The sequence below is a fragment of the Chlamydiales bacterium genome, from assembly GCA_031292375.1.
Taxonomy (GTDB): Bacteria; Chlamydiota; Chlamydiia; order Chlamydiales; family VFKH01; genus JARLHF01.
On the sequence record JARLHF010000005.1, the window covers coordinates 1 to 24,565 of the forward strand.

Annotated in this window: 17 protein-coding genes; 8 read left to right on the forward strand and 9 right to left on the reverse strand. The window is 36.8% G+C overall.

All coding sequences use genetic code 11. The features are described 5' to 3' along the window. Positions 1-279: 279 nt before the first annotated feature. The 4 genes from P4L16_01110 (at position 280) to P4L16_01125 (ending at position 6,297) form a co-directional block, all read left to right on the forward strand. Entirely contained in the window at positions 280-1,335 is a 1,056-nt protein-coding gene (locus P4L16_01110; protein ID MDR3623721.1) for a L,D-transpeptidase, read from the forward strand. A gap of 6 nt (positions 1,336-1,341) precedes the next feature. Next, entirely contained in the window at positions 1,342-2,298 is a 957-nt protein-coding gene (locus P4L16_01115; GenBank protein ID MDR3623722.1) for an acetyl-CoA carboxylase carboxyltransferase subunit alpha, read from the forward strand. Positions 2,299-2,350: 52 nt separating this feature from the next. Next, entirely contained in the window at positions 2,351-4,234 is a 1,884-nt protein-coding gene (locus tag P4L16_01120; GenBank protein MDR3623723.1) for an ABC transporter ATP-binding protein, read from the forward strand. 137 nt (positions 4,235-4,371) lie between these two features. After that, positions 4,372-6,297: an AAA family ATPase gene (locus tag P4L16_01125; GenBank protein ID MDR3623724.1), complete on the forward strand. Its 1,926-nt coding sequence runs from the start codon at positions 4,372-4,374 to the stop codon at positions 6,295-6,297. Here P4L16_01125 and treZ read toward each other — a convergent pair. The 4 genes from treZ to P4L16_01145 all read right to left on the reverse strand — a co-directional run bounded on the left by treZ (position 6,277) and on the right by P4L16_01145 (position 12,566). Then, complete coding sequence (gene treZ, locus P4L16_01130; GenBank protein MDR3623725.1) at positions 6,277-7,944, reverse strand: malto-oligosyltrehalose trehalohydrolase; 1,668 nt, start codon at positions 7,942-7,944, stop codon at positions 6,277-6,279. The two genes, P4L16_01125 and treZ, sit on opposite strands and share 21 nt — an antisense overlap. Then, complete coding sequence (gene treY, locus P4L16_01135; protein ID MDR3623726.1) at positions 7,941-10,499, reverse strand: malto-oligosyltrehalose synthase; 2,559 nt, start codon at positions 10,497-10,499, stop codon at positions 7,941-7,943. Before treY ends, treZ begins: the two co-directional genes overlap by 4 nt. Then, entirely contained in the window at positions 10,496-11,749 is a 1,254-nt protein-coding gene (locus tag P4L16_01140) for a glycosyltransferase (GenBank protein MDR3623727.1), read from the reverse strand. Before P4L16_01140 ends, treY begins: the two co-directional genes overlap by 4 nt. Positions 11,750-11,918: 169 nt before the next feature. Next, positions 11,919-12,566, reverse strand: a complete 648-nt coding sequence (locus tag P4L16_01145; GenBank protein MDR3623728.1) for a DUF5752 family protein — start codon at positions 12,564-12,566, stop codon at positions 11,919-11,921. Positions 12,567-12,674: 108 nt separating this feature from the next. Here P4L16_01145 and P4L16_01150 point away from each other — a divergent pair, with 108 nt between their 5' ends. Then, complete coding sequence (locus P4L16_01150) at positions 12,675-13,595, forward strand: GNAT family N-acetyltransferase (GenBank protein ID MDR3623729.1); 921 nt, start codon at positions 12,675-12,677, stop codon at positions 13,593-13,595. Between the two features lie 316 nt (positions 13,596-13,911). After that, positions 13,912-14,871: a hypothetical protein gene (locus P4L16_01155; protein ID MDR3623730.1), complete on the forward strand. Its 960-nt coding sequence runs from the start codon at positions 13,912-13,914 to the stop codon at positions 14,869-14,871. Here the strand turns inward: P4L16_01155 and P4L16_01160 are convergent. The 3 genes from P4L16_01160 to P4L16_01170 form a co-directional block, all read right to left on the reverse strand. Then, a complete protein-coding gene (locus P4L16_01160; GenBank protein ID MDR3623731.1) occupies positions 14,855-15,610 on the reverse strand; it encodes a hypothetical protein in 756 nt (251 codons plus the stop codon). The two genes, P4L16_01155 and P4L16_01160, sit on opposite strands and share 17 nt — an antisense overlap. A gap of 76 nt (positions 15,611-15,686) precedes the next feature. After that, positions 15,687-16,436: a Stp1/IreP family PP2C-type Ser/Thr phosphatase gene (locus P4L16_01165; GenBank protein MDR3623732.1), complete on the reverse strand. Its 750-nt coding sequence runs from the start codon at positions 16,434-16,436 to the stop codon at positions 15,687-15,689. Positions 16,437-16,438: 2 nt separating this feature from the next. Beyond that, positions 16,439-17,698 carry a serpin family protein gene (locus P4L16_01170; GenBank protein MDR3623733.1) on the reverse strand — a complete coding sequence of 420 codons (1,260 nt, stop codon included), beginning with the start codon at positions 17,696-17,698 and terminating at the stop codon, positions 16,439-16,441. Between the two features lie 149 nt (positions 17,699-17,847). On the opposite strand from P4L16_01170, the gene P4L16_01175 reads away from it, so the two are divergent. After that, complete coding sequence (locus P4L16_01175) at positions 17,848-19,995, forward strand: protein kinase (protein ID MDR3623734.1); 2,148 nt, start codon at positions 17,848-17,850, stop codon at positions 19,993-19,995. Here P4L16_01175 and P4L16_01180 read toward each other — a convergent pair. Together P4L16_01180 and P4L16_01185 are read right to left on the reverse strand one after the other, a co-directional pair. Beyond that, on the reverse strand, positions 19,981-21,165 hold the full coding sequence (locus P4L16_01180) for a class I SAM-dependent rRNA methyltransferase (GenBank protein ID MDR3623735.1): 1,185 nt from the start codon (positions 21,163-21,165) through the stop codon (positions 19,981-19,983). The two genes, P4L16_01175 and P4L16_01180, sit on opposite strands and share 15 nt — an antisense overlap. Continuing rightward, the gene (locus tag P4L16_01185; protein ID MDR3623736.1) at positions 21,162-22,082 is read right to left on the reverse strand and encodes a type II CAAX endopeptidase family protein; all 921 of its coding nucleotides are present in this window, start codon (positions 22,080-22,082) and stop codon (positions 21,162-21,164) included. Before P4L16_01185 ends, P4L16_01180 begins: the two co-directional genes overlap by 4 nt. A gap of 115 nt (positions 22,083-22,197) precedes the next feature. Between P4L16_01185 and P4L16_01190 the strand changes: the two genes are divergently transcribed. Beyond that, positions 22,198-23,754 (forward strand): hypothetical protein, encoded by a 1,557-nt coding sequence (locus P4L16_01190; protein ID MDR3623737.1) that lies wholly within the window; start codon positions 22,198-22,200, stop codon positions 23,752-23,754. Positions 23,755-24,565: the final 811 nt, after the last annotated feature.

Sequence of the window (24,565 nt, forward strand, 5' to 3'; positions counted from 1 at the left end):
CATTTGCTTGTTAAAATTGTCTTTTTTGACATCTTTATCGTTAAATTTTTCAAGCATATGTTCACATATGCTTGAAAAATTTATCAATAAATCTACTCAAAAAATTTCAATTTTTCTAAGCAAAGCTAATTATGCAAGAAGTCTATTTTTAAATGTTTGGAGATATAACATATATGCACAAACAAGTTCAAGAATTCCTCTTAAGTTTTGAGAGGTTGCAAAAAAGGGCAATATCATCGATAATGGATCTCTTTATTTAGGATCTAGTTAGGAGAAAAGATGTCGTTTTCCAGGCTCTTTGTTATTTTTGCCTTAATTTTGTTTATAGTCATTGGCGTAGCAGCATGGGTAAAGAAGCAAGGAAAAAGTAGTGATACACCTGATAAAACGGTGAGCAAATCTGTTCCTGGATCTTCAGTTGAAATAGAGCTTAATCAAGCAGCTAAATCTAAAGAATCTTCTTCAATTAAGAAAATAGATCAAAAAAACTCTTTAAAAAAAGAGCCTGTCCTCATCGTTTTTTCAAAAAACCCCTTGTCAGAAGTTGATCGAGTTCAAGAGCTTTTTGATGTAGACCAAAATAAGCTCGATGCTTTTGTTGAGACTGTTACCTACAAAGCAAGGGTCTCTTGGATGCAGGGAAGATCCGCATGGCTTGGTGATTATGCAACGCATTATGCTACCTCAAAACATTTCATTGCTCGCAGTTTAAACCGAAAAGTAGATTACTTGACTCAAAAAGTTGCAGAGGGTGATCGATTTAATGTTCTTAGAAAAGAGGTGGAATTTTTTCTTTTAGTGGATATCTCTTGTTCTAAGATGTTTTTTTATGCGCTAGATAAACAAGAAAATAAGAGAGTATTGCTAAAAACTTATGATGTAGGTCTTGGTAGATTGGATTCAAATAGTCCATCTGGTTGTCTTACGCCCTTGGGCAAATATTCTCTTGGAAGTAAAGTTGTCACTTATAAGCCAGGTTCAATGGGCTTATTTCATCATGAAACTACTGAGATGATTCGTGTTTTTGGTACAAGGTGGATTCCCTTTGATAAAGAGCTTGAGGGAACAACTGCCCCTGCAAGGGGCTATGGGATTCATGGAGCCCCTTGGACTAATGTCAATGTAGATGGAAAAAAGGGTGAGCTTTTAGAAAATATAGAATGTATTTCAAAATATGAAAGTGATGGCTGTATTCGTCTTGCTACAAAAGACATAGAAGAGCTTTATGCCATCGTCATTACAAAGCCAACAACAGTGCAAATTGTAAAGAACTTTAATGATGTGCGTCTACCAGGTGTGGAAGATGTAACAAAAGCAGAATCTGCAACAAAATAGGGACTCATGGATCTTTTACCTCACGAAAAACAGATGCAAGAATATGAGAAAACGATCCAACAATTTAAAGAACATCATAAGAAAGATAGTTCTCTTTTTTCCACTGAAGATATACAGGTATTAGAAGGCAAGCTAGAGGATTTACGTAAAAAAGTTTATTCCGAGCTTACTCCATGGGAAAGAGTTACTATTTGTAGACATCCACTTCGTCCTCACGCAATTGATTATATTAATCATATTTGTGAAGATTTTGTCGAAATGTTTGGGGATAGGTATTTTGCGGATGATCATGCAATTATGGGAGGTCTTGCTAAAATTGGTGGCATTAAATGTGTGGTTATTGGGCAAGAAAAAGGTAATGACACAGAGTCTCGAATGTATCGTAATTTTGGAATGCCTCATCCAGAGGGCTTTAGAAAGGCTCTTCGCTTAATGAAGATAGCAGAAAAGTTTAAGTTGCCTGTTGTAACTTTTGTGGACACTGCAGGAGCATTTCCTGGGCTTGCTGCAGAAGAGCGTGGACAGGCTTGGGCAATTGCAGAGAATCTTAAGGAAATGGCAAGGCTCAATACGCCCATTATTGTTGTTGTGATAGGAGAGGCTTCTTCTGGAGGTGCTCTTGCAATAGCAGTTGGTGATTCAATAGGTATGTTAGAGCATTCTTATTACTCTGTAATATCCCCAGAGGGTTGTGCATCGATTCTTTGGAAAGATGCAAGTAAAATGGAGCTTGCGGCAGCTACTTTAAAACTTAATGCTGAAAATGTTTTGGAGCTTGATATTATTGATAATATCATTAAAGAGCCTCCAGGAGGTGCACATTATGATCCTCCTTTTGTTTACAGTCAGGTGAAAAGTTATATTGTCGATCAGTGGAATATACTCAAGGGTATGCCACCAAAAATGTTGGTGGAACGCAGGTACCTTAAATTTCGTAAAATGGGTAAGTTTTTAGTTGTATAATTTTTTTGTACGGCGTCTTTATATATACATAATTTTTAAGGCACAATAATAGATGAGATTACTTTTAAAGACAGCATTTCAGAATCGTAAGCACTATTTGCTTATGTGTTTTACCCTTATTTCCATGTTTGCTATGACAATTGGCTCTTCAATGGAATTTATGACACTTGGTCTTCTTACGTCTGGTTCGACTGTTTTTTCTGCTCAAAATGGAGATGTACCTTCTCAAGATAAAAAAGAAGCCGTTCAAGAAAATCCTTCAAAAGAGCTTGATAAGAGTAAAGAAGATGTATTTAAAAAAATAATTCTGGATTTGGATAAGAAATTTCACGTTTCTAGCAATGCAAAACTCATGATTGTCATTGTTGTATTGGTTGCAATATTTAAAGCCGCTGCAATTTTTGGTATTAAATATTTTACGCAGCTTATATCGATACGAGTTAGTAGAGATTTAAGACAGCGCTATTTTGAGTACATTCAGACGCTTCCTATGAGCTTTTATCAAAAGCATAACTTAGGAAGTTTATCTTCTAGAGTCGTAGGAGATGCATCTGTTGTTGCAGGCTCCATTAACTCAGCCCTCATTAATTACTTGCAAACGCCTTTTCTTATGATATCCAATACACTTTTGTGTATTTATATCTCTTTTGAATTATTTTTAGTGGTTTTTGTGGGAATACCGCTAGTTGTATTGCCAATTGTTTATTTGACAGGGCGTGTCAAAAGAGTGTCCAGGCGTATTCAAAAGAACCAAGAGACTTTTACATCTGTATTGATAGACTTTCTTGCGGGTATACAGACAGTAAAGATCTTTGCGATGGAACTTTTTTCTATCAGAAAATACAAAGAACAAAACGATCAAATGGCTTATTTGGAAGAGAAAAATGCTAAATATAACAGCATTGCAAGGCCCATTTTACATACATTAGGAGGCCTGTTTTTAGCTTTAGTTCTCTTTTATGGCTTATATATTCTTCAAATGCAAGTATCAAGCCTAATTGTATTTTGTGGATTATTGTATCAGTTCTATGAGCCTATCAAGAAGTTTGGAGAAGAAAATTCTCAGATTCAAAGAGGCGTGATTGCTGCAGAAAGAATGTACGAGGTACTCGATTTAAAACCAGAGATTGAGGACAAGCCAGGAGCAATTGAGTTTGATGGAAATTTGGAGAGCATTGAGTTTGATGATGTTTGGTTTCGTTACGAGGATGAGTGGGTATTAAAGGGCGTAAGTTTTTTTATAAAAAAAGGCGAAAGCTTTGCAATCGTTGGCCCTACGGGTTCTGGAAAATCTACGATCGTGCAGCTCATTCCTAGGTTGTATGAGGTAGAAAAGGGTGTTATTCGTCTCAATGGCAAGCCAATTGATGCCTATACACAAAAATCTTTGCGGGAAAATATGGCTTTTGTATCTCAGAAGCCCTTTCTTTTTATCGATACTGTTCAGGGTAATATTTCCTTTGGTAAGTCGTTTAGTGAAGAAGAAGTACGCATCGCTGCAAAAAGAGCTTATGCAGATGAGTTTATTGAGAATCTTCCTAATCAATACCAAATGGTGCTTGCAGAGTCTGGAAAAAATTTGTCGGGTGGTCAGCAGCAGCGTCTAGCTATTGCAAGGGCTCTTGTTAAAAAGTCTCCTATCTTAATTATGGATGAAGCTACATCAGCACTTGATGCGATTAGTGAAAATCGTATTAAAATAGCTATTAAGGAGATGAAAGGGCATGTTACACAAATATTAATTGCTCACAGATTTTCAACAATAGAAGACTCGGACAAAATTTTATACTTGGACAAGGGAATTAAGATTGCTGAGGGCCCCAAAGATGAATTACTAAAGACATGCCCTGGCTTTAAGGCGATGTGGGACATGATGAACTCTACTGCCAGAAAGCAAGCTCTCGAGGATGTTGTTTATACACAAATCAATTCTTGAACTTATTTGTGTATAAATAATAACAGGGTGGGCAGGATCAGCCGAAACGGCTGGCAGGGTAGTCTTTGGCTAAAAGAGTAATTGTTTTTTGAAAAAGGCTTTCTTACTTTATCCTAATAGTTGATTCTTGGAGGATTATGGTTGTATTTGTTAGAGAATATAATAACTTTATTCATGATTTTGGATTTGAAAGTCTTGCTTCTTTAGAGAAGACCATAACTTCTTTGCACGATCGGGTGACAATACAAGGAAAAGCTATCCAACCTGATGATCATTTAGCATTGAAAGCAGAATCAGGGCTTTTATTACAAGGACGCATCAGTCATACAAGTGCCAAATTTAAAAGGCTCCAAACTGTTTTTACAAAGGCATCAAAGGAAACTATTCAAAAAGTCTTGCAAGATATTGCACCCTTTATTGCTAGTTTAAAGATAGATTTGACAGAATTTGCAGAACTTTTTTCTTTGGATAAGTTAGAAGAGAACTGGAAGCAGCTTTACAAGATAACTAATAATGAAATTTCATTAGATGAAACAATTCAAGCACTTGCAGAAGTACGCTTTAGCAAGTTAAACGTAAAAGATACGTTTCAGCTAAAGTGTAGAAGAGTTTATGTACAAGTAAGAAATTTTATTGAAAATATTGTATTTACGATTGAAAGCGCATTTTTTCCAGATCAAAGAACTCCTCCAGAAAATGCATTTGAGGCAAGTTTCTTGGTTCAATTACTTCTTGGCCTACTTTTAGTGCCTCTTGCTATAGGAGGATTTTTAGCTCCCATTATTCCTGTATTTTGGCAGCTTTGTACGATGACTGCTGGCATAACTATTGTGCTTATTTTGCTTCTAATCCTTTGGTACAATTGTTTGAGACCATGTCCCAATCAATTAGGTTATGATATCCGTAACTTTACAGATGAGGCTTACCAAGGTTTATTACCACTAGCAGATGGAAGAGAGGAAGAGCTTGGAGAGCTTATTTCAATACTTTCTACAAGTAGTGAAAATAATTTGCATCCCATGCTTCTTGGTGATTCTGGTTGTGGTAAAACAACACTTCTTCATCAGCTAGCGTATCGAATTGTATCTGGAAATGTTCCAAATGAGCTTAAAAATAAAAAAATTTTCTATATCAATGCCATGCTGTTAAGCAAGACTTCCAGTTATGATACACCTTTCCAACTTCTAGAACGTATTATAAATCGTGTAAAAGGGTATGAGAAAGAGGTGATTTTTGCATTTGACGAAGCTCATAACTTAAATAAGCTTGTTGAAGCTTTAAAAACTAGGCTGGAACCTGGCCCAAGAGCCATCCATTTTATTGGTCTTACAACATTAAAAGAGTATGGTAGCAAAGATAATAAAGATACATTAAAAGGAAATGATGCCTTTGCAGGAAGATTAAGAGAAATAGTTGTATCTCCTTTATCAGATGATGAGATAAAAAGAGTTCACTTGCAAATGGTTGAGCGCGTAGCTTCAAATGTGCATTTTAGTAAAAAAGCAATTCGAAAAATTATCGAAATTACTGACAGAGATAAAACATTGCAGCGTGTCCAGCCAGCAAGATCAAAGCCAAAAATTGAAGAAGCTATTAGCCTATTTAGACAGACCTTTCACTCTGATTCTGCAGAACTTAAAAATAAGAAAGTTCTTTTAGCAAAGATGAATAGTGATTTTCATTGTGCATCAGCTTTAAGTCCAGAAACTGAAGCGGGAAGAGAGGCAATAATTATAAGAAGAGCCTTGAAACAGGAGATAGAAAAGCTTTCTGAAAAAGAAACTCACTTGAGAAGAGAATTAGAAGGCCTACAAGAAGTAATGTTGTATAAGAAGAATTTAAAAAGAGAGTTTTGGGATATTGCAGCTAAAATTGAAGAGGCTCCGCCAAGTCAAAAAGATGTTTTAAAGAAGCTATTTCTTTTACATAAGCAAATGGCAATTCATTTAAAACACACCATACAAGAACTTAGAAGGAAACTATCTCTAGTTGCTGGTAAGCCAGTAACAGGAAAAATTGATGAACAATTTATCGAAGAGCATTTAGGTATAGAGTATCGCTGAGGGACCTTTGAATGAAATGGTGTTCTCTTGAGTGGATATAGAGCCTGTTTGAAATAAAATGTTTTGAGCTTTTGCTGTAATGGAACATGGCTTTTCTTGAAAACAGCAAAATAGGTGGACAGAGTTGCCGTAGTGCCAAAACAGAGAATATTCACTTTGTATAGGATCAAGATGGAATTCATGAAGAAGATACTGCTTTCTTAAGGCTATGAGTGTTTGGTATATAGTAAAGAGGTCATGATTAATTTCCCAGGAGAGCTTGGATTTTAAAAAAGCTTGAATATCGGGGGCATATGTTCCTTGCATCTGAAACTCTTTTTTTCTTCCCTCATAAATTTGTTGAAAAAGATCTTTATTTTGACAGTCCACAAAGTATTGAAAGGGATTTTTTTCTCCATATTCTTCTCCCATGAAGATAAGGGGAAGAAAAGGTCCCAAGATAACAAAAAAGGCTACAACTTTTTGTACTTCAAGAGGTACTTTTAGCCGATCTCCTAGCGCGCGATTTCCAATTTGATCATGATTTTGGCTAAAAGCTATAAGATTGTTATGAGGAATATCTTTGAAGGAATTGCCATGATGGCGCCTGCGAAAAGAAGAGTATTTATCTCCATAAACAACACCTTCTTGTAAGATGGTTTTGAGATCTTTAATCCCTTGGAAATCTTGATAGTAACCTTGTTGCTCTGAAGTTAGTGTAACATGAAGAGCATGATGAAAGTCATCATTCCAAAGAGCATCGAGCTTGTGTTGTAAAAGGAGTCTGTTATCATTTAAATCACTCTCGCCAATTAAGTAGGCGTCATCTCCAACAGATTCTCTTAGTTGATCGAGTAATCTGTGAGCACTGTTATCATAGATTCCGTGCAGGGCATCTAAGCGGAGTGCATCCACATGAAATTCATGCACCCAGTAGAGCGCATTTTGGATGATTAAATGCTTTACCTCATCAGAATAAGGACCATCAAAGTTGACAGCTTCTCCCCAAGGCGTTTGATAACGATTTGTAAGGTAGGGGCCAAATTCATTTAAAAAGAAGCCTTCTGGACCAAAATGATTGTAGACGATGTCGAGGCAAAAAGCTATTCCCACTTCATGGCAGCAATTGATGAGATTTTTCAGCTCTGAAGGTGTTCCATAGTGGTGGTGAGGGGCAAATAAGCTTACAGAATCATAACCCCAGCCCCATTTTCCTGAAAATTCTGTAATGGGCATTACTTCCAGACATGTAATACCAAGTTCTTTAAGGTAGTTAAGTTTTGAAATGGTTTCTGTAAAAGTTCCCTTCTTCGTAAAAGTACCTACATGACATTCATAGAAAATTAGATCATTTTTTTTCGGCTTTTTCCATTTTTCATCATTCCATTTGAAAGAAGAAGGGTTTAGGATACAAGACATTCCAAAAGGTCCGTCTGGAAGGTATCTTGAAACAGGGTCTGCACGCTCTATATTATTTTGAAAGATATAAGAATAATAATCGTTTTCATAAACATTATCTAAACAGTAGTGAAAATATCCTTTTTCATCTTTTTCCATCATATAGATATTTTTATTATGTTTTAACCTTAAAGTAGGCTGAAGAGGTGCCCATACCTTAAATAAAGCGTTGTTGTCTGTGTGTAGAGTGGCTCCAAGATCCAGTTTCATGGTTTTACCTCAACATTAGTTAGAATAGCAACAGGCAGGCTATTAAATATTTTTCCAAGAGGTATACTTTGTTGTGAAAAGGAAATGTTTGTAAAAAGGTCATGTAATGCAAGTTCTTCGGGAATTTCAAGGGTGTTTTTACCCCAACAGACGTCTCCTAATGGTTTTATTGAATCTTTAAGAAGAGCATTGTAATAGCGTGCTACAACAAAAATAGCTACCTCCTTATCAAATTTTCGCATGAAAGCAACTACATGCTCTCCAAGCTCGCCTTGAACTTTGATGGGAATATAATCTCCTTCTAAAAAAAGTCTTTTGTGATCTCTTCGAAAATTTAGAGCCAGAGCAGTAAGTTGCTGTTTTAGACGACCATCTAGAATAAGCTCAAAAAGCTTTTCCATGGACTCTTGTGTAAGCACACAACTTGCCTCATCTAAAACTGGGCGGTTATCAGGGTCTTGTGCAGAATAAGTGAGCCATTCATTTCCTTGATAAATGTCAACAATACCACATGAACCCATTTTTAAAATGATACCGCTGATAGATCCATATGAGCCTAAGAGAGCAAGTTTTTTTTCAAAATTCAAGAATGAGGGTAAAAATTTTTTTCCCTCATGAAAAATAGCCTCTACAAATCGTTTTACAGCTTCTTCATACTCTGGGTTTGGAATACGCCATGAAGTATAGACGCCCGATTCTCGGATAGCTTTTAGGATGCAATTCCAAAAACGCTCTTGAAATCCCTTCTCTTCTTCATTTGGCCACATGCCAAGCAGTTGTTGATAGATGTAATATTCAGTGTTACGCTCTGGATAAGATAGGCCTTGAATTTCTGTTTTAAAGTTACAATTGACTTCTTTCCACAGTGTGAGAATATCTTGCCACTCTTGTGGGATCTCACTCAATACATTAAGGCGCATACGCATATCATAGCTTCTTTTTGTATCATGTGTCGATGTCGTAAGAAACCCAAGCCATTTTGCAAGCTGATCTTTATTATATTGATGAAATTCTGTTTTAGAAAAACCAAAATTGAGAGGGCTTCCACCAACCTCATTGACAGATAGAAGAGCATTATAGATGTAGCATACAGAATCTTCAAGACCTTTGGCCATGACCGTACTTGTGATCTGTTGAAAGCGTAGTACAAAATCGATGGAGTCTTTTTGTTTGTCTTGTAAAAAGATATCCTTAATATATTGATAGATGGAAAGATCAATTTCAGGAGTTTTATTTTTTGCAAGTTCAATTGCCTCTTGTATGAATTTGCTATCACGATGACTTATGGGCTCTTCTTTTCGAATATAGGTTCTGTAGACCGGAAAACAGGCAATGATTTCTTTGACTGCAAGTGTAAGCTCGATCTTTGTAAAGTCTCTAAAATATTTATTTTTTTCAGCAAGATCGCTTAAAAGTTTGCCAAGAAATCTAATTTCAGAAGACATATTCCTATGAACAAATACTTTTTTTCTTTCATAGAGTAATGTTTTAAAATCTATTGTATTTCCAATGAAGGACTCATAGATGGAGCGAATGCTAGCCTCATTTTTATTTTGAATAAATATACCATTCAAGATATTGAGGAAGTCATAGCCAACTGTTCCATTGACATTCCAGTCTTCTGGAAGAGATTCATCACAATCTAAAATCTTTTCAACGATAACAAGAGTCGGGTTTTTTTCTTTAATTCGATTAAAATACTCTGTTGGATCATAAAGACCATCTGGATGATCGATGCGCAAGCCTTGCACTTTTTTTGCAGTAAGTAAATCAAAGACCCATTTGTGATGCTCGTTTAAGACCTTTTCATTTTCAATATGGATGGCAACAAGCTCGTTGATATCAAAAAAACGGCGATAGTTGATCTCTTGCCCTGCAACTTTCCAATAAGCTAGGCGGAAACATTGGATTTCTAGGAGCTGATGGAGTAATTCAAAACTACTACTATCGCCTATAGTGCCATTAAAGAGCTTTAATAAATCTTCTGTTTCTTTTCCATGTTCGCGAATTAAAGAAAGAGAGCGAGAAGAGAGGGGCAGTTTATAGTCGCGATAAGCAATCCAAAAATCTTGATCAAAGATAAGCTGTATTTGTTGGTTTTCTAATAAATATCCATAAGAGGCTTCTAGAATAGGTAAAAGAAGTTTGTTTTCTAATCCTTTTTTTTCAATATCCCAGTTGATATCGAAGTAGCTTGCAAAGGATGATTCTCTGCCATATCGCAGCACATCATACCACCACTTATTTTCTGCTTTTTTGATGCTCATATGGTTTGGAACGATATCTAAGATGAGCTTCATTTTTTTTTCTTTGAGTGAAGAGCAGAGTAGATCAAATTCATCCATTGTACCAAGTAAAGGATTTAAGCGGTTTGGATCTAAAACATCGTAGCCATGGGAGCTACAGCTAAGAAAGATAGGAGAGCAGTAGAGACCTTCAATGCCAAGCGCTTCAAGATAAGGTATAAGAAGGATTGCTTTTTTGATAGGAAAATACTCGCTTAATTGCAGGCGGTATACAGAAGAGGGTATATCTTCTAAAGAACACTTAATCATGGGCTCCTTACAAAATTGATGCGATCACCCTTAGGAAATAAAAGTGTTGTCATAAGCGTTAGATACTCTCTTAAATGACGTGTAATAAGAAACTGCTCTTTGACAAAGCGCTTACCGTTAATGCCAAGTTCTTTTGCAATATCTGGGTATTGTAAGAGGTAGCGAATGCGGTGTGCAGCGCCTTCTGGAGTGTTAACAAGAAAGCCTGTATGGTGGTTAATGATTTGTAAACGTATGCCTCCAGTGTTTCCTCCAATTACAGGTTTTGCTTTCCAAAGAGCTTCTGTTACAGTAAGCCCAAAGCCCTCTTTTAGGGACTTTTGAAGTATGATAGTAGCGCCTCGCTGGAGTGCATTGATGGCGCGATGCGCATCTGCTGGGAGCAGTAAAATGTGGATGTCTGGGTCACCATTTGCAACTTGCTTGACTTCATTGAGGATGATTTCACCCTCTGGATCGTCTGTAGCTTCTCCACCGGCTAAAACTAGTTGTAAATTTGAATGAAATTTTCTTGCCAGGCGAAAAGCCTCAATGACCCCAATGGGGTCTTTAAAACGATCAAATCGAGATACTTGGAGTAGGGTAGGTCTCTTGTTATCGATACCAAAATTGTTATATACAGAAGTTACTTCAGCATCATCTAATTCGATATTTTTTTCACTTAAAGGGTCAATGCTAGGCGTCACTAGGTAGATAGGGTGTGGAAGAGCATGTGTGAAGTCTTCTAAAGAAAATATGGTAGCATCATAATCAGAAATGTATTTTTTTAAGTATTGCCAGGCACGTCGAGAAGGCTCTGAAGTCTCTACATGGCAGCGCCATATCCATTTTCCTTTGCGTTGTGTAGTGTGTTGTAATAATCCCAATGGCTGTGGATCATGTATAAACACGATATCACTTTCTTCTAATAGAGGTTTTAAGCGTTCTGCATTTTTTGCATTAGCCTCTTCATAGGCATGGAGCATAGAAAGTCCTGGCATAGAAGCGTTTTTGCCTTGTAATAAGTTGTGAAATTGCTTTGTACATTGAAATACGAGAGGATCTCCTTCGAATATTTCCCATTTTGTATCCAGCCCACAAGCATTCATAAAAGGAACCATTTTTCCAAGAATTTCTGCAACACCTCCACCTAGTTTGGTAGAGTTAATATGCAAAACTTTGATGTTTTTGAGTAGCGAAGAGATCTGATAGAGTTGATCGATTAATTCTGGTCCAAGAAGTGCTTTATAAGGGTCTAAAATATTTGCCATATATTAACCTGAGTTTTGGGTTTAAATTACTCAATCTTAGGAATCTTCTGACAACTGTTCAATCTTTTTGCTCGTTTATAGTTTTTGAATATGGACTTTGCAAAAATGATTAAAAATTTATCCAGAATCCCCTCTAACCCTGAGTCATTTGAATTCAAAACTCAGGTTATTAACTCCACTCTTTAGTAAAAATTTCGATTAATTTTGTTTTAATTTCTGGCAAAGAGAGAAAGTAATGATCGATTAATGCGATTTTGCCCAGTAACTCTTGATAATCTTCTCCAGATTCCTTGATCCAGTAGGTAAAGTCATCCTCTTTTTCTGGGGTACGTGTTCTTGCATCAATAAAATGGTAAAAGATCGAACTTGTTGGCAATAAGGGTATAATATTTTTCAGTTCAGATGGGTGGTTTACGACAAGAGGGGTATCAAATACAACGATTACAGAGCGAGTAAAATAAAACTTTTGTTCCTGCTTTGTCCAAAGTATAAATTCTTTTTCATCAAGGCGTGTTTCGATAATTTCGATAAGAGTTTTGCGCAAATCTTCTAGATCGTTGTGCTCCCTTGGGTCAATGATACCAAGCCGTTCTGAGAGGATATTATCATGCAAGGAAAAGTGCGCCCAATAAGCAAAGTCATTGTGGTAGTCTGGATGGATAAAAGAGGGACGTAATCTTCCTCCCCAAAAATGGTGATAGATTGAGCTCAAAGGGATTTTTGCAATGACTTCTTTAAATTGGAGTAAAGAGGTTACGGATTCTCCCGTTGAAACTCCGATAAGAGCGCAGTCTTTCAAAAAAAAAGATGATGCCATTTTTCAAATCCATTATTACCATTAACTTTTTTCTATCATATTTTAAAATATTTAGTTTACTAAAAAGTGCTGAATGGTGTACAATCTTTCCAAAAAGGAGTAACTTTTATGAGTAATGTTATAGTAATGAATGCTGCTTTTGCTTGCACGCATTCAAATCACTTGTTTAGTCATCCACTTTGTGAGAATCAAACTTTTTTGAGGCGAGTTGCAAACGTAGTATTTCATATATTAACGTTAGGAATTCCATTAGCAGCCTACTATATTGTAGTTCATATTTTTCCAAGAGATGCTTTAAATCCTATTCCTGTAAATCCTACCAAAATTCAAGCAATTGGAATAGAGTCTGTTGAGGAGGCCACAACTACTCATTCCAGTTCTTCCACTAGCATTACAACTTCTACTAGTACAACGACCCCTTCTACTATGGAATCAGGTATAGCGTGCATTTATTCTAAGAAAGAGAATGAAGAGATACCTGTAACAATAGTAAGAAAAGATCTTAACTATGGGGTGATAAAATTTGAGGCTCATCTAGGTAAAGAATTATTAGGACATATTAAAGTAGATTGGATAAGAATTCTTGCTGGTAGGGGCTATGGAAGTAAAAACTACTCAAATTTGAGTGATTTTGATGATTATTATGGTTATGGACGAAAAAATATTGGAGAGGTGGATAAGATAATTGTTGAAGAACTTTTCTCTTTACAGAAACAAAAATATAAGGGGATTGGTACTGCACTTATGCAGGCAGCAATGGAGTATGGTTACGCGAATCACTGTGAAGGGCGCCTGCTTTTAGAGGCCTCTTGGAAGTCTCATGGTTTTTATTATAAGCTTGGTATGCGTACAAGGTCTTCTGATATAGATGCAAAAATTGCCAGCCAGCTTGAAGAGTCTTTCGATAAATTAAACAAAGATCACGGCTCTTGTGTCATGTATATGCCTAAAAAGGCGCGACAAAATTGGGTGGAAAAAATTAGAGCTAAGCCCATTTTCTTACAAACAATGCAATACTTGCCCACCTAACACGTATATATACACAAACAAGTTCAAGAATTGATTTTTGCCTTGGAATTTAAGCAAAAGCGGAGTAATCTTGGGTTGGAGAACAGCCAAAAAAGTACTTTGATTCAAAGAGGAGATAAGATCCTTACATTAGACTTCTTGCGTAATTACATTTGCTTGTTAAAATTGTCTTTTTTTGCATCTTTATCGTTAAATTTTTCAACAATATGTTCACATATGCTCTCAAAATTTATCAATAAATCTACTCAAAAAATTGCAATTTTTCTAAGCAAAGCTAATTATGCAAGAAGTCTATTATGTCTAATATGAGTTGTTTATGAAAAACATTTTAACATGCATTTTATCGTTTTTTGCAATAGTTAATTTGTATGGGTATGATGACGCTCTTTACAAACCTTGGTTTACGGGTACTGTAATTGCATTTCAAGCCTCAATGATAGAAGTAGGCAAGATCAACGTACAACCCTATCTTCCCGTTCAACTAAGTCATGAAAAATATACAAGTAATTGGGGCTTGCAAAAAGAACCTTTTTTTTTGGCTGTAGTCCCCTACACATTTCTCTCCACAGGTCTTACGGAGAAGATGGATATAGTGTTTACACTACAAGCAACCTATAACAGAACAGAAGGACGAGATTACATTCACTTTGGTGATCAATCTATCATGTTAGAGTTCTTGCTTATGTCGCAAGATGATAAAAGTTTAAAGCCCTCTGTTGTGTTTGCTATTCAAGAAACATTTCCTACAGGTAAATATCAAAGGTTAGATCCAAATAAACTCCTAGCAGACTGGACAGGTAATGGAGCTTTTGTATCACTTGCAGCCATTTTTGTACAAAAACAGTTTCTTTTGCCTAATAAGCATTTATTAAATGTTTATGCTAATTTGTTTTATGCATATCCCTTAAAAGTACATGTCAATGGCTTTAATGGATATGGAGGAGGTTTTGGAACAGGTGGTGTTGTGTTTCCTGGATGTCAAACCATTGCTTTATTATCCTATGAATATCAGATCACTCAAAACTGGGTGCTAGCAACGGATTTTGTTTATACGCATCAGAATCAATCTCGTTTTAAGGGAAATCCTGGCGTTACTGCCTTTAATACAGTTGCAACAGTAGGCGGTCCATCTACAGATCAATTGAGCATGTCTCCATCATTAGAATACAATTTTAGTCAAAATTTAGGTCTCTTTGTAGGCGTTTTCTTTACATATGCAGGAAGAAATGCCAATGCATTCGTAGCACCCGTTGTATCCGTTAATATGACTTTTTGATATCAACCTTTAAATCTATTTTTTTAATTATTTCTTTTTTGAATCTTTCTTGGGTTTCACGAGTGCGTTTTGCGTTTCTTTTTGCTTCATCTTTTATTTCTATTTTCTTATCGCTCGAAATTTTTGCAGTTGATTTGGGAAGGTGGGTAAAGGGTTTTTGAGGCTTTATAGATGCTGTTTTAGTAGAGGATTTAGTGGAGATATCTTGTAGTTGGTTGCTTGTATTACTTCTATGTTTATTCTGATTAGTTTTTTCTTCTGTTTTTGTTCGAGTTAGATTAAATGAGCCTGCTTTTATAGCTTGTTCCATTAAATGCTCTAGTTTTTTCATAGAACCACTTTCCATTTTTATAGTGGTACGTCGTTGAGCACCACTTTCATCAGTTTGGCGTATAACTGCTTCACCTGTACTGTCGTTGAATTTAATTTTTGTTGAAGTGATTTTTTTGGGATGATCAGTAGCTGTTGTTGAACTGCTATCTGCTTTGGATGAATGTTTTGCAATCTCATGAAAGAGGGATTGTATATGTTTTGTAAGAGCTTCTAAGTGAGGATCATTTGTATTGCATAAAGGTTTTTCTTGTAATTGAGATGTATAATATCCTGTAGAGGGTGAGTAAGTAAATTTGTGCCCATGGTGAGTGATTTTTACGAGTGTAGAGCCATTTTCTGTTCCCATATTATGTTGTTGTGTGTGATGAGTAGAGCCTACTTCTTTGATGGTGTTGTTGTCCGCCATGATCCTTATCTCCTAAAGGTATATTAATTATTTTATATATAGGTTGGCGAAGGATTTAATGCTATAAAAAAATTAATTATAATAAGGTCTTGATGATTATGACAGTCACATTATCATGACCGCCTTTAGATAAGGCTGCTTTAATAAGGTTGTGAGAGATGTTTTCTAGAGAGTCATTTTTTTGTAGAATGGACAAAATCTCTAAGTTCTCTACAAGGCCGTGTAGACCATCAGAACAGAGTAGATAAATATCATTATTTTCAATGGGAAGAGAAGAGACAGAAGGATCAAGAGTTGCAATTCCTCCAATAGATTTGGTGATGACATGTTTAAGAGGAAAGACTTTTGCTTCCTCTTCATCAATGAGTCCAAACTGTAAAAGTTCAAAGACGAGAGAGTCATCATGTGTAAGTTGCTCTAATTTACCAGAGCGTACTCTATAAATTCGGCTATCACCTACATTTCCTAAGATGATTTTGTTGTCCCAAAAAAGAGCTAGGGTAAGTGTTGTTCCCATACCATTCAAGTGCGGTGCGCTTTTTGCCATTTCCCAGATTTTTAAATTTGTTGCAACAATGGCCGCATGCAGTGCCTTTATGATCTCTTGGTCATCTTTTGCCGTATCGTTAAATAGAGGGTTTTTTTGTATGCATGAACTTATTTCCTCTATTGCAGCTCTTGCTGCAATTTCACCAGAGTTTTTTCCTCCAAGACCATCTGCTAGGGCATATAGGTTGTGCTGCGGTAGTGCTTCCCAGGCATCTTCATTATTTTGTCGTACAAGGCCTACATTAGAAAGTCCAAAGTGTTCGATACGCAAAGGCATTGTTAATTCTCGCCTAAAAGAGGATTGACAATACGCCCTAAGAATAAGATTGAGCCTGAGTCTTTATGAATAATTAAAAAGATAAAGGGATGATTGACAATTAACTCTTGTGGTTCTGTTCGCATTGCCTTTAGATTCATGATAGAAGCAGTTGCAGAAGCAGATTCTGTTCCCTCTTCATCTACTGCAATCCATGTACTTTGAAGCACTTTACTTAAGAAGAGATTTTGGTTGCCATCGATGCCAGAAAAATCAGCATCTGTTGAGAAGGGTAAATCCATTCCCAAAGCCTTTAAGGCATTGTTCATGTCGATGTGGGAAGATATCTTAAAGCGAGGCATAGATAGAGAAACAGGTTTTATTTTGAGCTTTGTGAGCAATTGTTCAACGAAAACAGATGATAGATTTTCTTCTAGCTTACTTAAGCCATCTTGCTGCTTTGGAAGCAAGATGTAGTAACCAAAAGATGCACTGTAGGGAAGTTCTATAATTGAGAGATTGGAGTCTTGAAATAGGGGAAAAGAGCTTGTCTGCTGCATCATTTCAACAGAAGTTATTTCTGTTGTATTTAAGAAGAAGGGGGCTTGCTGTGTATTGTCTTTTAGAAAGGTTTGTTCCCAAGAAGCTTTTAAGTAAAGAGCATTGGTTAAAACAAGGTTTGTCGAGGGCTCAATATCTTCTTTTGTGATTAAGTTGAAGATGCGCTCTTCTGTATTTTTCTTTGCCCATTGATTGATAAGAGATGCAACATCTACTTCTGAGTCTTTAAAATCTACTGAAAAAACTTTACCTAGTTTATCACTAGAGATGAGTTTTAGAAAGGAGGGAAGAAGAGGGTAATGTTTTTGAGCCCAAAGGGCATTTGCAATAGATAGAGTTAATGAATCAGAATTTGTTTGAAGTAAGTGTTGATTGAGTGCTTTTTGAGCCTTTGCAAGTTCTAAGGGGCCATCTGTCCAGTGTAGAGTGTGCTGCATCTCTTCCCAAGTTTCTCTTTTGGCACCAAGAGCTGTCATGACCAGCGCTGCAGATGCGCTATATGGAGAAAATAGGACATTTTCATTAGGATTTATTTTTAAAAGAGCGTAAAGATCGAATGCAAAGGTATTGTTTGCAATAACTAAGTCTTTATAGCTCAAGTCTATAGATTGTTCTTCATTTTTTGTAGTTTTTTTAGAGTTATTTTTAGGTGGAGGGTTTGCCAAATCACAACTTGTGAGAAGCGTGAGTATCAGTGCTAAAACAGAAAAATATTTAAACATATAGAAATAAACTCAAAAGCTCACTTGTCCGTAATGATATATTTATAACAAAGAAAACTTTTAGTGAGAAGCTAAAGAATTTCTTTACTAAAAAGAGGGTAAAGATGCATTTGTTAAAATAGTAAATAAAATTTTCATTTTAGTGCATTATGAGTGATATAGCATTTTCTGCACGTTCTCCTGAAATGGAGCCAAGGCATGAACTTTCTACAGGCAGTACAAAAAGTTCGTTGCAAGAGCGAGTTGATCGCGCAGCAACGGAGAGTTTAAAAGCTGCTGGCAACGCGGAAGCGTCCACAACCCTTTCTGGAAAAGTGACTTCAAAAACATCTCAAGACGACACAGAAAGTGTTGCTAAAATAAGAGATGTGCAAATTCTTCGTTTGCAAGCGGCAATGCCCAGGCTTTCTGTTGATGTAATACAACAGGTCTATAAACAGGTGGATGCTAATAGACAAGAGAAGTTAGAGGCTGCAGCCTTAAAGCAGGAAGATATAACAGAAAAAATTGGCAAGTTGTCAGTTGTTTATACAGAAGAAGGGCATGTACATCTACATGTAGCTGGGCGTATTATCGATCTTGATACAGGAAAACTTGTAGGCTCCCTTTTCAAAGATGCAGCGCCTAATTTAACACCTACAAAGATAAGGCAGATTTATGAACACGTCGATGTTAATAGGTCGGCAAGGCTTTTAGATGCGCAAAAAAATAGATCTGATGTAACGGAAGGGGACAGTCACTTATCGATTACTTACCGAGTGGATGGCTCTGTAAATGTGGTTACAGATGGGAGATCGATAGATTTTGATACAGGAGAAATTGTTGCCTCGCACTTGCAAAGAATGGCTCCTCAACTATCTACAGAGGATATACGAGCCATTTACAGAGAAATTGATGAGAATGGAGAGGCTCAGCTTTTAGCAGCAGCACAAAATAAAAAGCGGATCAACGTTGTTATAAATGATAAAGTGCAACTAGCATATGACAAGAATGGTTCTATATTGTTGCAAGTTGCAGGAAGAGTACTTGATTTTAATACGGGCGAGATTATTCGATCCAACTTGCAAAAAAAAGTTCCGGGACTCAAATTAGAGACGATAAAAGAAGTATATAAGCATGTAGATGCAAATAAGGCCAGCTATTTAGCAAGAGCTAGACAATCGGGACAAGATATTAAAGTTACAATTGGAGATGTAGTCTTCTCTTACAACACAAACCAGAGCGTTACGCTGTTAGTTGCAGGGCGTACAATAGATATTGCCTCTGGAGAAGTTGTACAATATAAGATTGAGGGCGCATCTCACATTAGTTCTGACACTGCCAAAAAGATTTATGATTATGTCGATGAGCATAGAGAGGTTTTATTAGAAAGTGCTAAGCTTAAAGGATCTGATATTTATCTTCGTCCACGACAGACAGGTTTAGCAAGAACCATTCAAGTGACCAAAGAGGGACGCATTTTTGTTCTCTTGAATCGTAAGAAATTAGGAGATAGGCATTTAGGAACAGGTTATGCAAAGGTTGTAACACTTGCAGTAGAATTAGAGACGGGTAAATTATTTGCATCAGCAGGTCTTAAAATAGCAGATGACAATGAGCTTGAAAATCTTAAGAGATTTGGTAATGAAAATGGTTTTGTAAGGCTTGTAAGTGATGTGACTTACCAAAATAGAGCGGGTAATCTTCAAAAGCAGCGCCTTATTTTAGAGCTTTGTGATGCGGGTGATTTAGGAGGGGCTTTCAAGGGGTTTGGCTTAATATTAGAAGAAAAGAAAAGCATTTTTGATGAAGTGATAGGATCTGTGGCTCTCATGCATCAAAGAGGTTATTTGCACAGGGATTTAAAGCCTGCTAATATTTTTTTAAGCAGGAATAAAGAAACAAATAAATTGCAAACACATGTTGCTGACTTTGGATTTGTTTGCGCTCAAAATGATCGAATAGCAAAACAGAAGTTTTGTGGAACTTCCTTGTACATGTCCCCAGAATATGCTAAAGCTGCTATTAATAGTACGGCAGCAACGGGTTTTCAAGGGATAGCTAGTACGGCTCATGATGTGTGGGCTCTTGGGTGTGTTTTAGCAAGAATTGTAGATATTTCTCTTCCTTGGGATAATGCAAAAACTAATCCTGAAGTGCTTCAAAGAATAGCGAATCTTTCTCCTAACTGGCTTTTAGAGCCTGCAAACAAAAATTCACCGCAGCACTTGGTTTGGGAGATGCTGCAAGTGGATCCAGCTCATCGTATTTCAGCAGCAGAGGCACATAAAAGAGTTGCAAACTTACAGTGGAGGTAATTCTTTTAACAAAAAGCCTTTAAGATATTTTCCTTCTGGAAACCAGGCAGGAACGGGATGATCAAAGCCTTGGCTTAATTGAGAAATTGTTTGGAAAGTACGCTTGGTTGCAACAAATGCTTTTCGAAGGATCCAATTCAAGTCTTCCTCTGTAATAAAGTAAGAGCATGAATAAATCATCAAAAACCCTTGAGATTTAACTTTGGGTATGCTCATCTTAAAAAGATCGAGATAGCCCTTCATGCCGTTTGCTTTTTTACTTGCTTGTTTTACAAAAGCAGGAGGGTCTACAATGACAAGGTCAAAGAGTTCTTTTTCGCTCCTTAGATATTCCCAAACATCCGATGCAATTTCTAGGTGACGACCTTTTAAGTTGTTTCTCTCGACCATCTCTTTTAATAGTAATAGAGCGTTTTTGTCGACATCTACGCTGACAACATGTCTAGCACATCCCTTTAAGGCTGCAAGTGAGAATCCTCCTGTATATGAAAACAAGTTGAGAACGGAGTGTAATGTATGTTCTTTTACAATTTTTGTAACAAGAGCTCTATTTTCTCTCTGGTCACAAAACCAGCCAGTCTTTTGCGCCTTATGTAGGGGTATAGCAATTTCAAGTGAGTTTTCCTTTGCCCAAATAATAGACTCTTTGGATGCTGTTTGGATACTTTCTAAAACTTGCTCTTTTTTTGCAGATTGACTCTCGGCAATCACTACGTGATCTTTTATGTCGAGCAGAGAAAGTGCTTCTAAAATAGAGCTAAGGAGTAGCTCTATGCCCTTTGTATTGACTTGAATGATAGCCATTTGATTGTAGATGTCGATAACGAGTCCTGGGATCTGATCGCTTTCTCCATAACAAAGTCTATAGGCTGTTGTTTCTTCTTTTAAAAAGAACTCTCTATAAGTTTTGAGAGCTGTAAATCTTTTCAAAAACCAGCTTGTATCAATGGTTTCTACAAGAGAGCTCATCATGCGAATGGCAATGGTGTTGGCTTTTTGAAAGTAACCAATACCCAGAGGCTCTTCAAGGGAATTAAGAACAGTTACAAGAGAGCCGTGTGGAATAGGATAAGATTCTTTTAAGGCTTTAGAAAAAATCCAAGGATGTCCAAAGAGCCATGATTGCTCTCTTTCTTGTTTTAAGGTGATTGTGGGATAGGATTTATTCATGCTACGTTTTCAAACCCTAGCATGAGTGCTAAAATACTGAGCGCATTGAAGCTTGCATGCAAGCCAATAGGAGCCCAAAGAGTGCCTTTTTTTTCTTTCAAGTGGCTTAAAAAAAGACCTATAACAAAAAGAGATGAAAGAACTTCAATGTTGCCAATACCAAGGGAATATTCAAAGTGAAAGAATGCAAAAACAAGAGCTGATAATAAGTAGGAGACTTTCTTGCCCCACTTTTCATTGAGATAAGTTTGCAAAAAACCGCGGAACAAAACTTCTTCAATAAAGGGAATAAGGACAATTATAGCAAATGCAAAAAGAGAGAAAAGAAGGGGGGTATCTATTAAAGCTTTTAGTACTTTTACAATGAGTTGCTCTGGCTCCATATAATGAAAAAAATGAAAAACAATGAGAGCGATGCTGCTTCCTAGAAATTTTACAACGGGAAGCGCTATAAGCACGCTAAGAGTTCCATAGAGAAATGGTAAGATAACATCCTTAAAAAACGAGCCTTTCTTCCAAAAGAGCTGCTTTAAAATGATTTTTCCAGGCCTATTAAGATAGAAAATGATTACGAGCATCGATAGAAAAATAGCTGCTATGTGTAGCCAGTTTACAAGGAAAGCTGACATGGTAACCATTTTTTCGCCAGATATAAGACCTTTTATAGTGATGCCCAAAAGAAATAGGGGAATTACTAAAAGCTGGATAATTATGTATACAAGAAAGGCTCCAAGCATTCTGTAAAAAGAGAGTGAAGGAGCATTTTTTTGCACGGGTGGCACTTGAAAAAAGAGGTTTTTCCAGGCAATAAATAGGGCAATAAAGGCTATAAAAAAACTATATATAAGCATGCTTTGTTGCAAGCCTAGCCACTCTTCTGTAGACATAAAATCATAGGGGGTTAAATTATTTCCCACGAGATTATATACCTTCTGGTAAAAATGCAATAAATGCTCTTAGTTTTTTTGTTTGATAATAAATTTTAAAATACATACTTTAAAATTAAAGATAATAACCTAAGGTGTAGAGAGTATGTCATTACCATCAGATAGTGATTTATCAAATTCATATCAGGTCCAGAAGCACCTAGATAGTATGAACAAAAGTTTAGAGGGAGCCAAGGGGTATCAAGAGATAGGTGGTTCAGTTGTATGGACCAAGCCAGGTGTGTCTCAAAAGGTTTTATGGAATCTTTTTTCCTGGATTCCAGGGGCAAGAAGGCTTTTTGGTGTTATACGTATTCCAGAGGTGCAAGCAAGGCTTGTTCGCTACCAAGCAAAAGTTGAAGCTTTTGGTGATAAAAGATTGATCGACACATTTAATGCAACCGTAAGATGCTTGAACACCAAAGCTCATCTTGCTGGTCCTATTATTAAAGAGTTAAAAGCGAATCCTACATTGGAAAGGGAATTTGAAGAAGCTTGGTTTAGCCAAAACTTAGACTCTACTAAGCCTATAAGATTTTTTCCAGATTGGAAGATGACTCCTCAAGGATTTCAAAAGATGTTAACAACTCTTTTGGAAAGAAGCTCTGAAACGCGCAAGATAGATCTATCTGATTGCCCTTGGGTAACAAAAGAGCATCTTGCTACTTTAAAAGATGTTTCAAATATTGTTTCTGTTGCCATTACAGAGCGCTCAGATCTTACATTAGGAGATATTCCAGCAGAAGTTTATTTGAGAAAAAAGGGAGAAATAAAGTTTGATCCTCAGACACGATTAACTATAGATGTATTTAGGGATATTTTAACAAAAGCCCGAGAGAAAGGACATACCACTAAGATAGATTTATCTGGTTGTGATTGGGTGCGTGCTCAGCATTTAAAATGCATAAGCGGGCTTGAAAGGGATAGTAAGGGTGTTGTTACAAGAGATATTGTTATAGTTCCTAGTGTACGAGAGGAGACATCTTTTTCCGAACCTTGGGACGTAGCAGCAGTTAATCATTGGATTAAAGCTCAAAAAGATATGAGCGTATCACTCGATAAGGGAGTTATTCTCCTTGCGTTCAGTGCTAAACCTGCAATATCAGCATATCAGTTTGCAGCGATATTAGATGAGTTACGAAGGGAAGGAACAAACATTCAAGGTGTGGATTTTTCCAATTGTTCTTGGGTAACAGATGCGCATATGGATGCTTTAAAGAGTAGGACGGGAAAAGGATCAATTCAGGTTGTAAGTGGGCCTCTATCACTTCCAAAGATTAAATCTGATAGGCCACCAGAGGAGTTTTTTGGTAAGACGCTTGAGTCTGTAGTATCATCTGTTGTTACAGAAGAGGTTTTTCAGACATGGTTAAGTGGTTGGATTAAAACGAGTAAGCAATCTGGTGCTGCGGTAGTATTCGATGCAAATGTTCCTTTAAGTCCAACGCAATTCCGTAGAGCTTTAATTGAGCTTACAGGCACAAGGGATGATCGTGATATTACAGAATTTAACTTTTCAAATTGCGTCTGGATGACTAAAGAGCATCTTAGTGTTCTAGTAACCCAATTTTCGTTACTACAATTAAAGCATATTAATTTACAAGGCTGTGTAAATCTTACAGATGCTGATATAGCAACCCACTTTGGCCGCAAATCATCTTAAGATGCTAGCAAAGATTATGTTTGTCTTTACTCATTAAAATTTAGGCTTTTTTGCATTGTTTTAGCGTACTCTAGGTTACTATAAGGCAGGCCTTCAGCCTGCAAATCATGTTTTGGTGTTACCTAGGGCGAATGCCCTAGGCTTTTATAAATCAGGCTTTCAGCCTGAAATCGTTACATGCATATTTTACAGGGCGAATGCTTATAAATCAAGCCTTCAGCCTGCAAATCGTGTTTTGGTGTTACCTAGGGCGAATGCCCTAGGATTTTATAAATCAGGCTTTCAGCCTGAAATCGTTACATGCATATTTTACAGGGCGAATGCTTATAAATCAAGCCTTCAGCCTGCAAATCATGTTTTGGTGTTACCTAGGGCGAATGCCCTAGGCTTTTATAAATCAGGCTTTCAGCCTGAAATCGTTACATGCATATTTTACAGGGCAAATGCCTATAAATCAAGTCTTCAGCCTGCAAATCATGTTTTGGTATTACCAAGGAATTCTCTCTAGGATAGAATATAACTTTAGATTGCAGGCTGAAGGCCTCGCGTTATAAAAGCCTAGGGCATTCGCCCTAGGATAGAATATGCCTTTAGATTGCAGGCTGAAGGCCTCGCGTTATAAAAGCCTAGGGCATTCGCCCTAGGATAGAATATGCCTTTAGATTGCAGGCTGAAGGCCTGATTTATAAAAGCCTAGGGCATTCGCCCTAGGATAGAATTGTCTTTAGATTGCAGGCTGAAGGCCTGCATTATAAAATCCTAGGGCATTCGCCCTAGGATAGAATTGTCTTTAGATTGCAGGCTGAAGGCC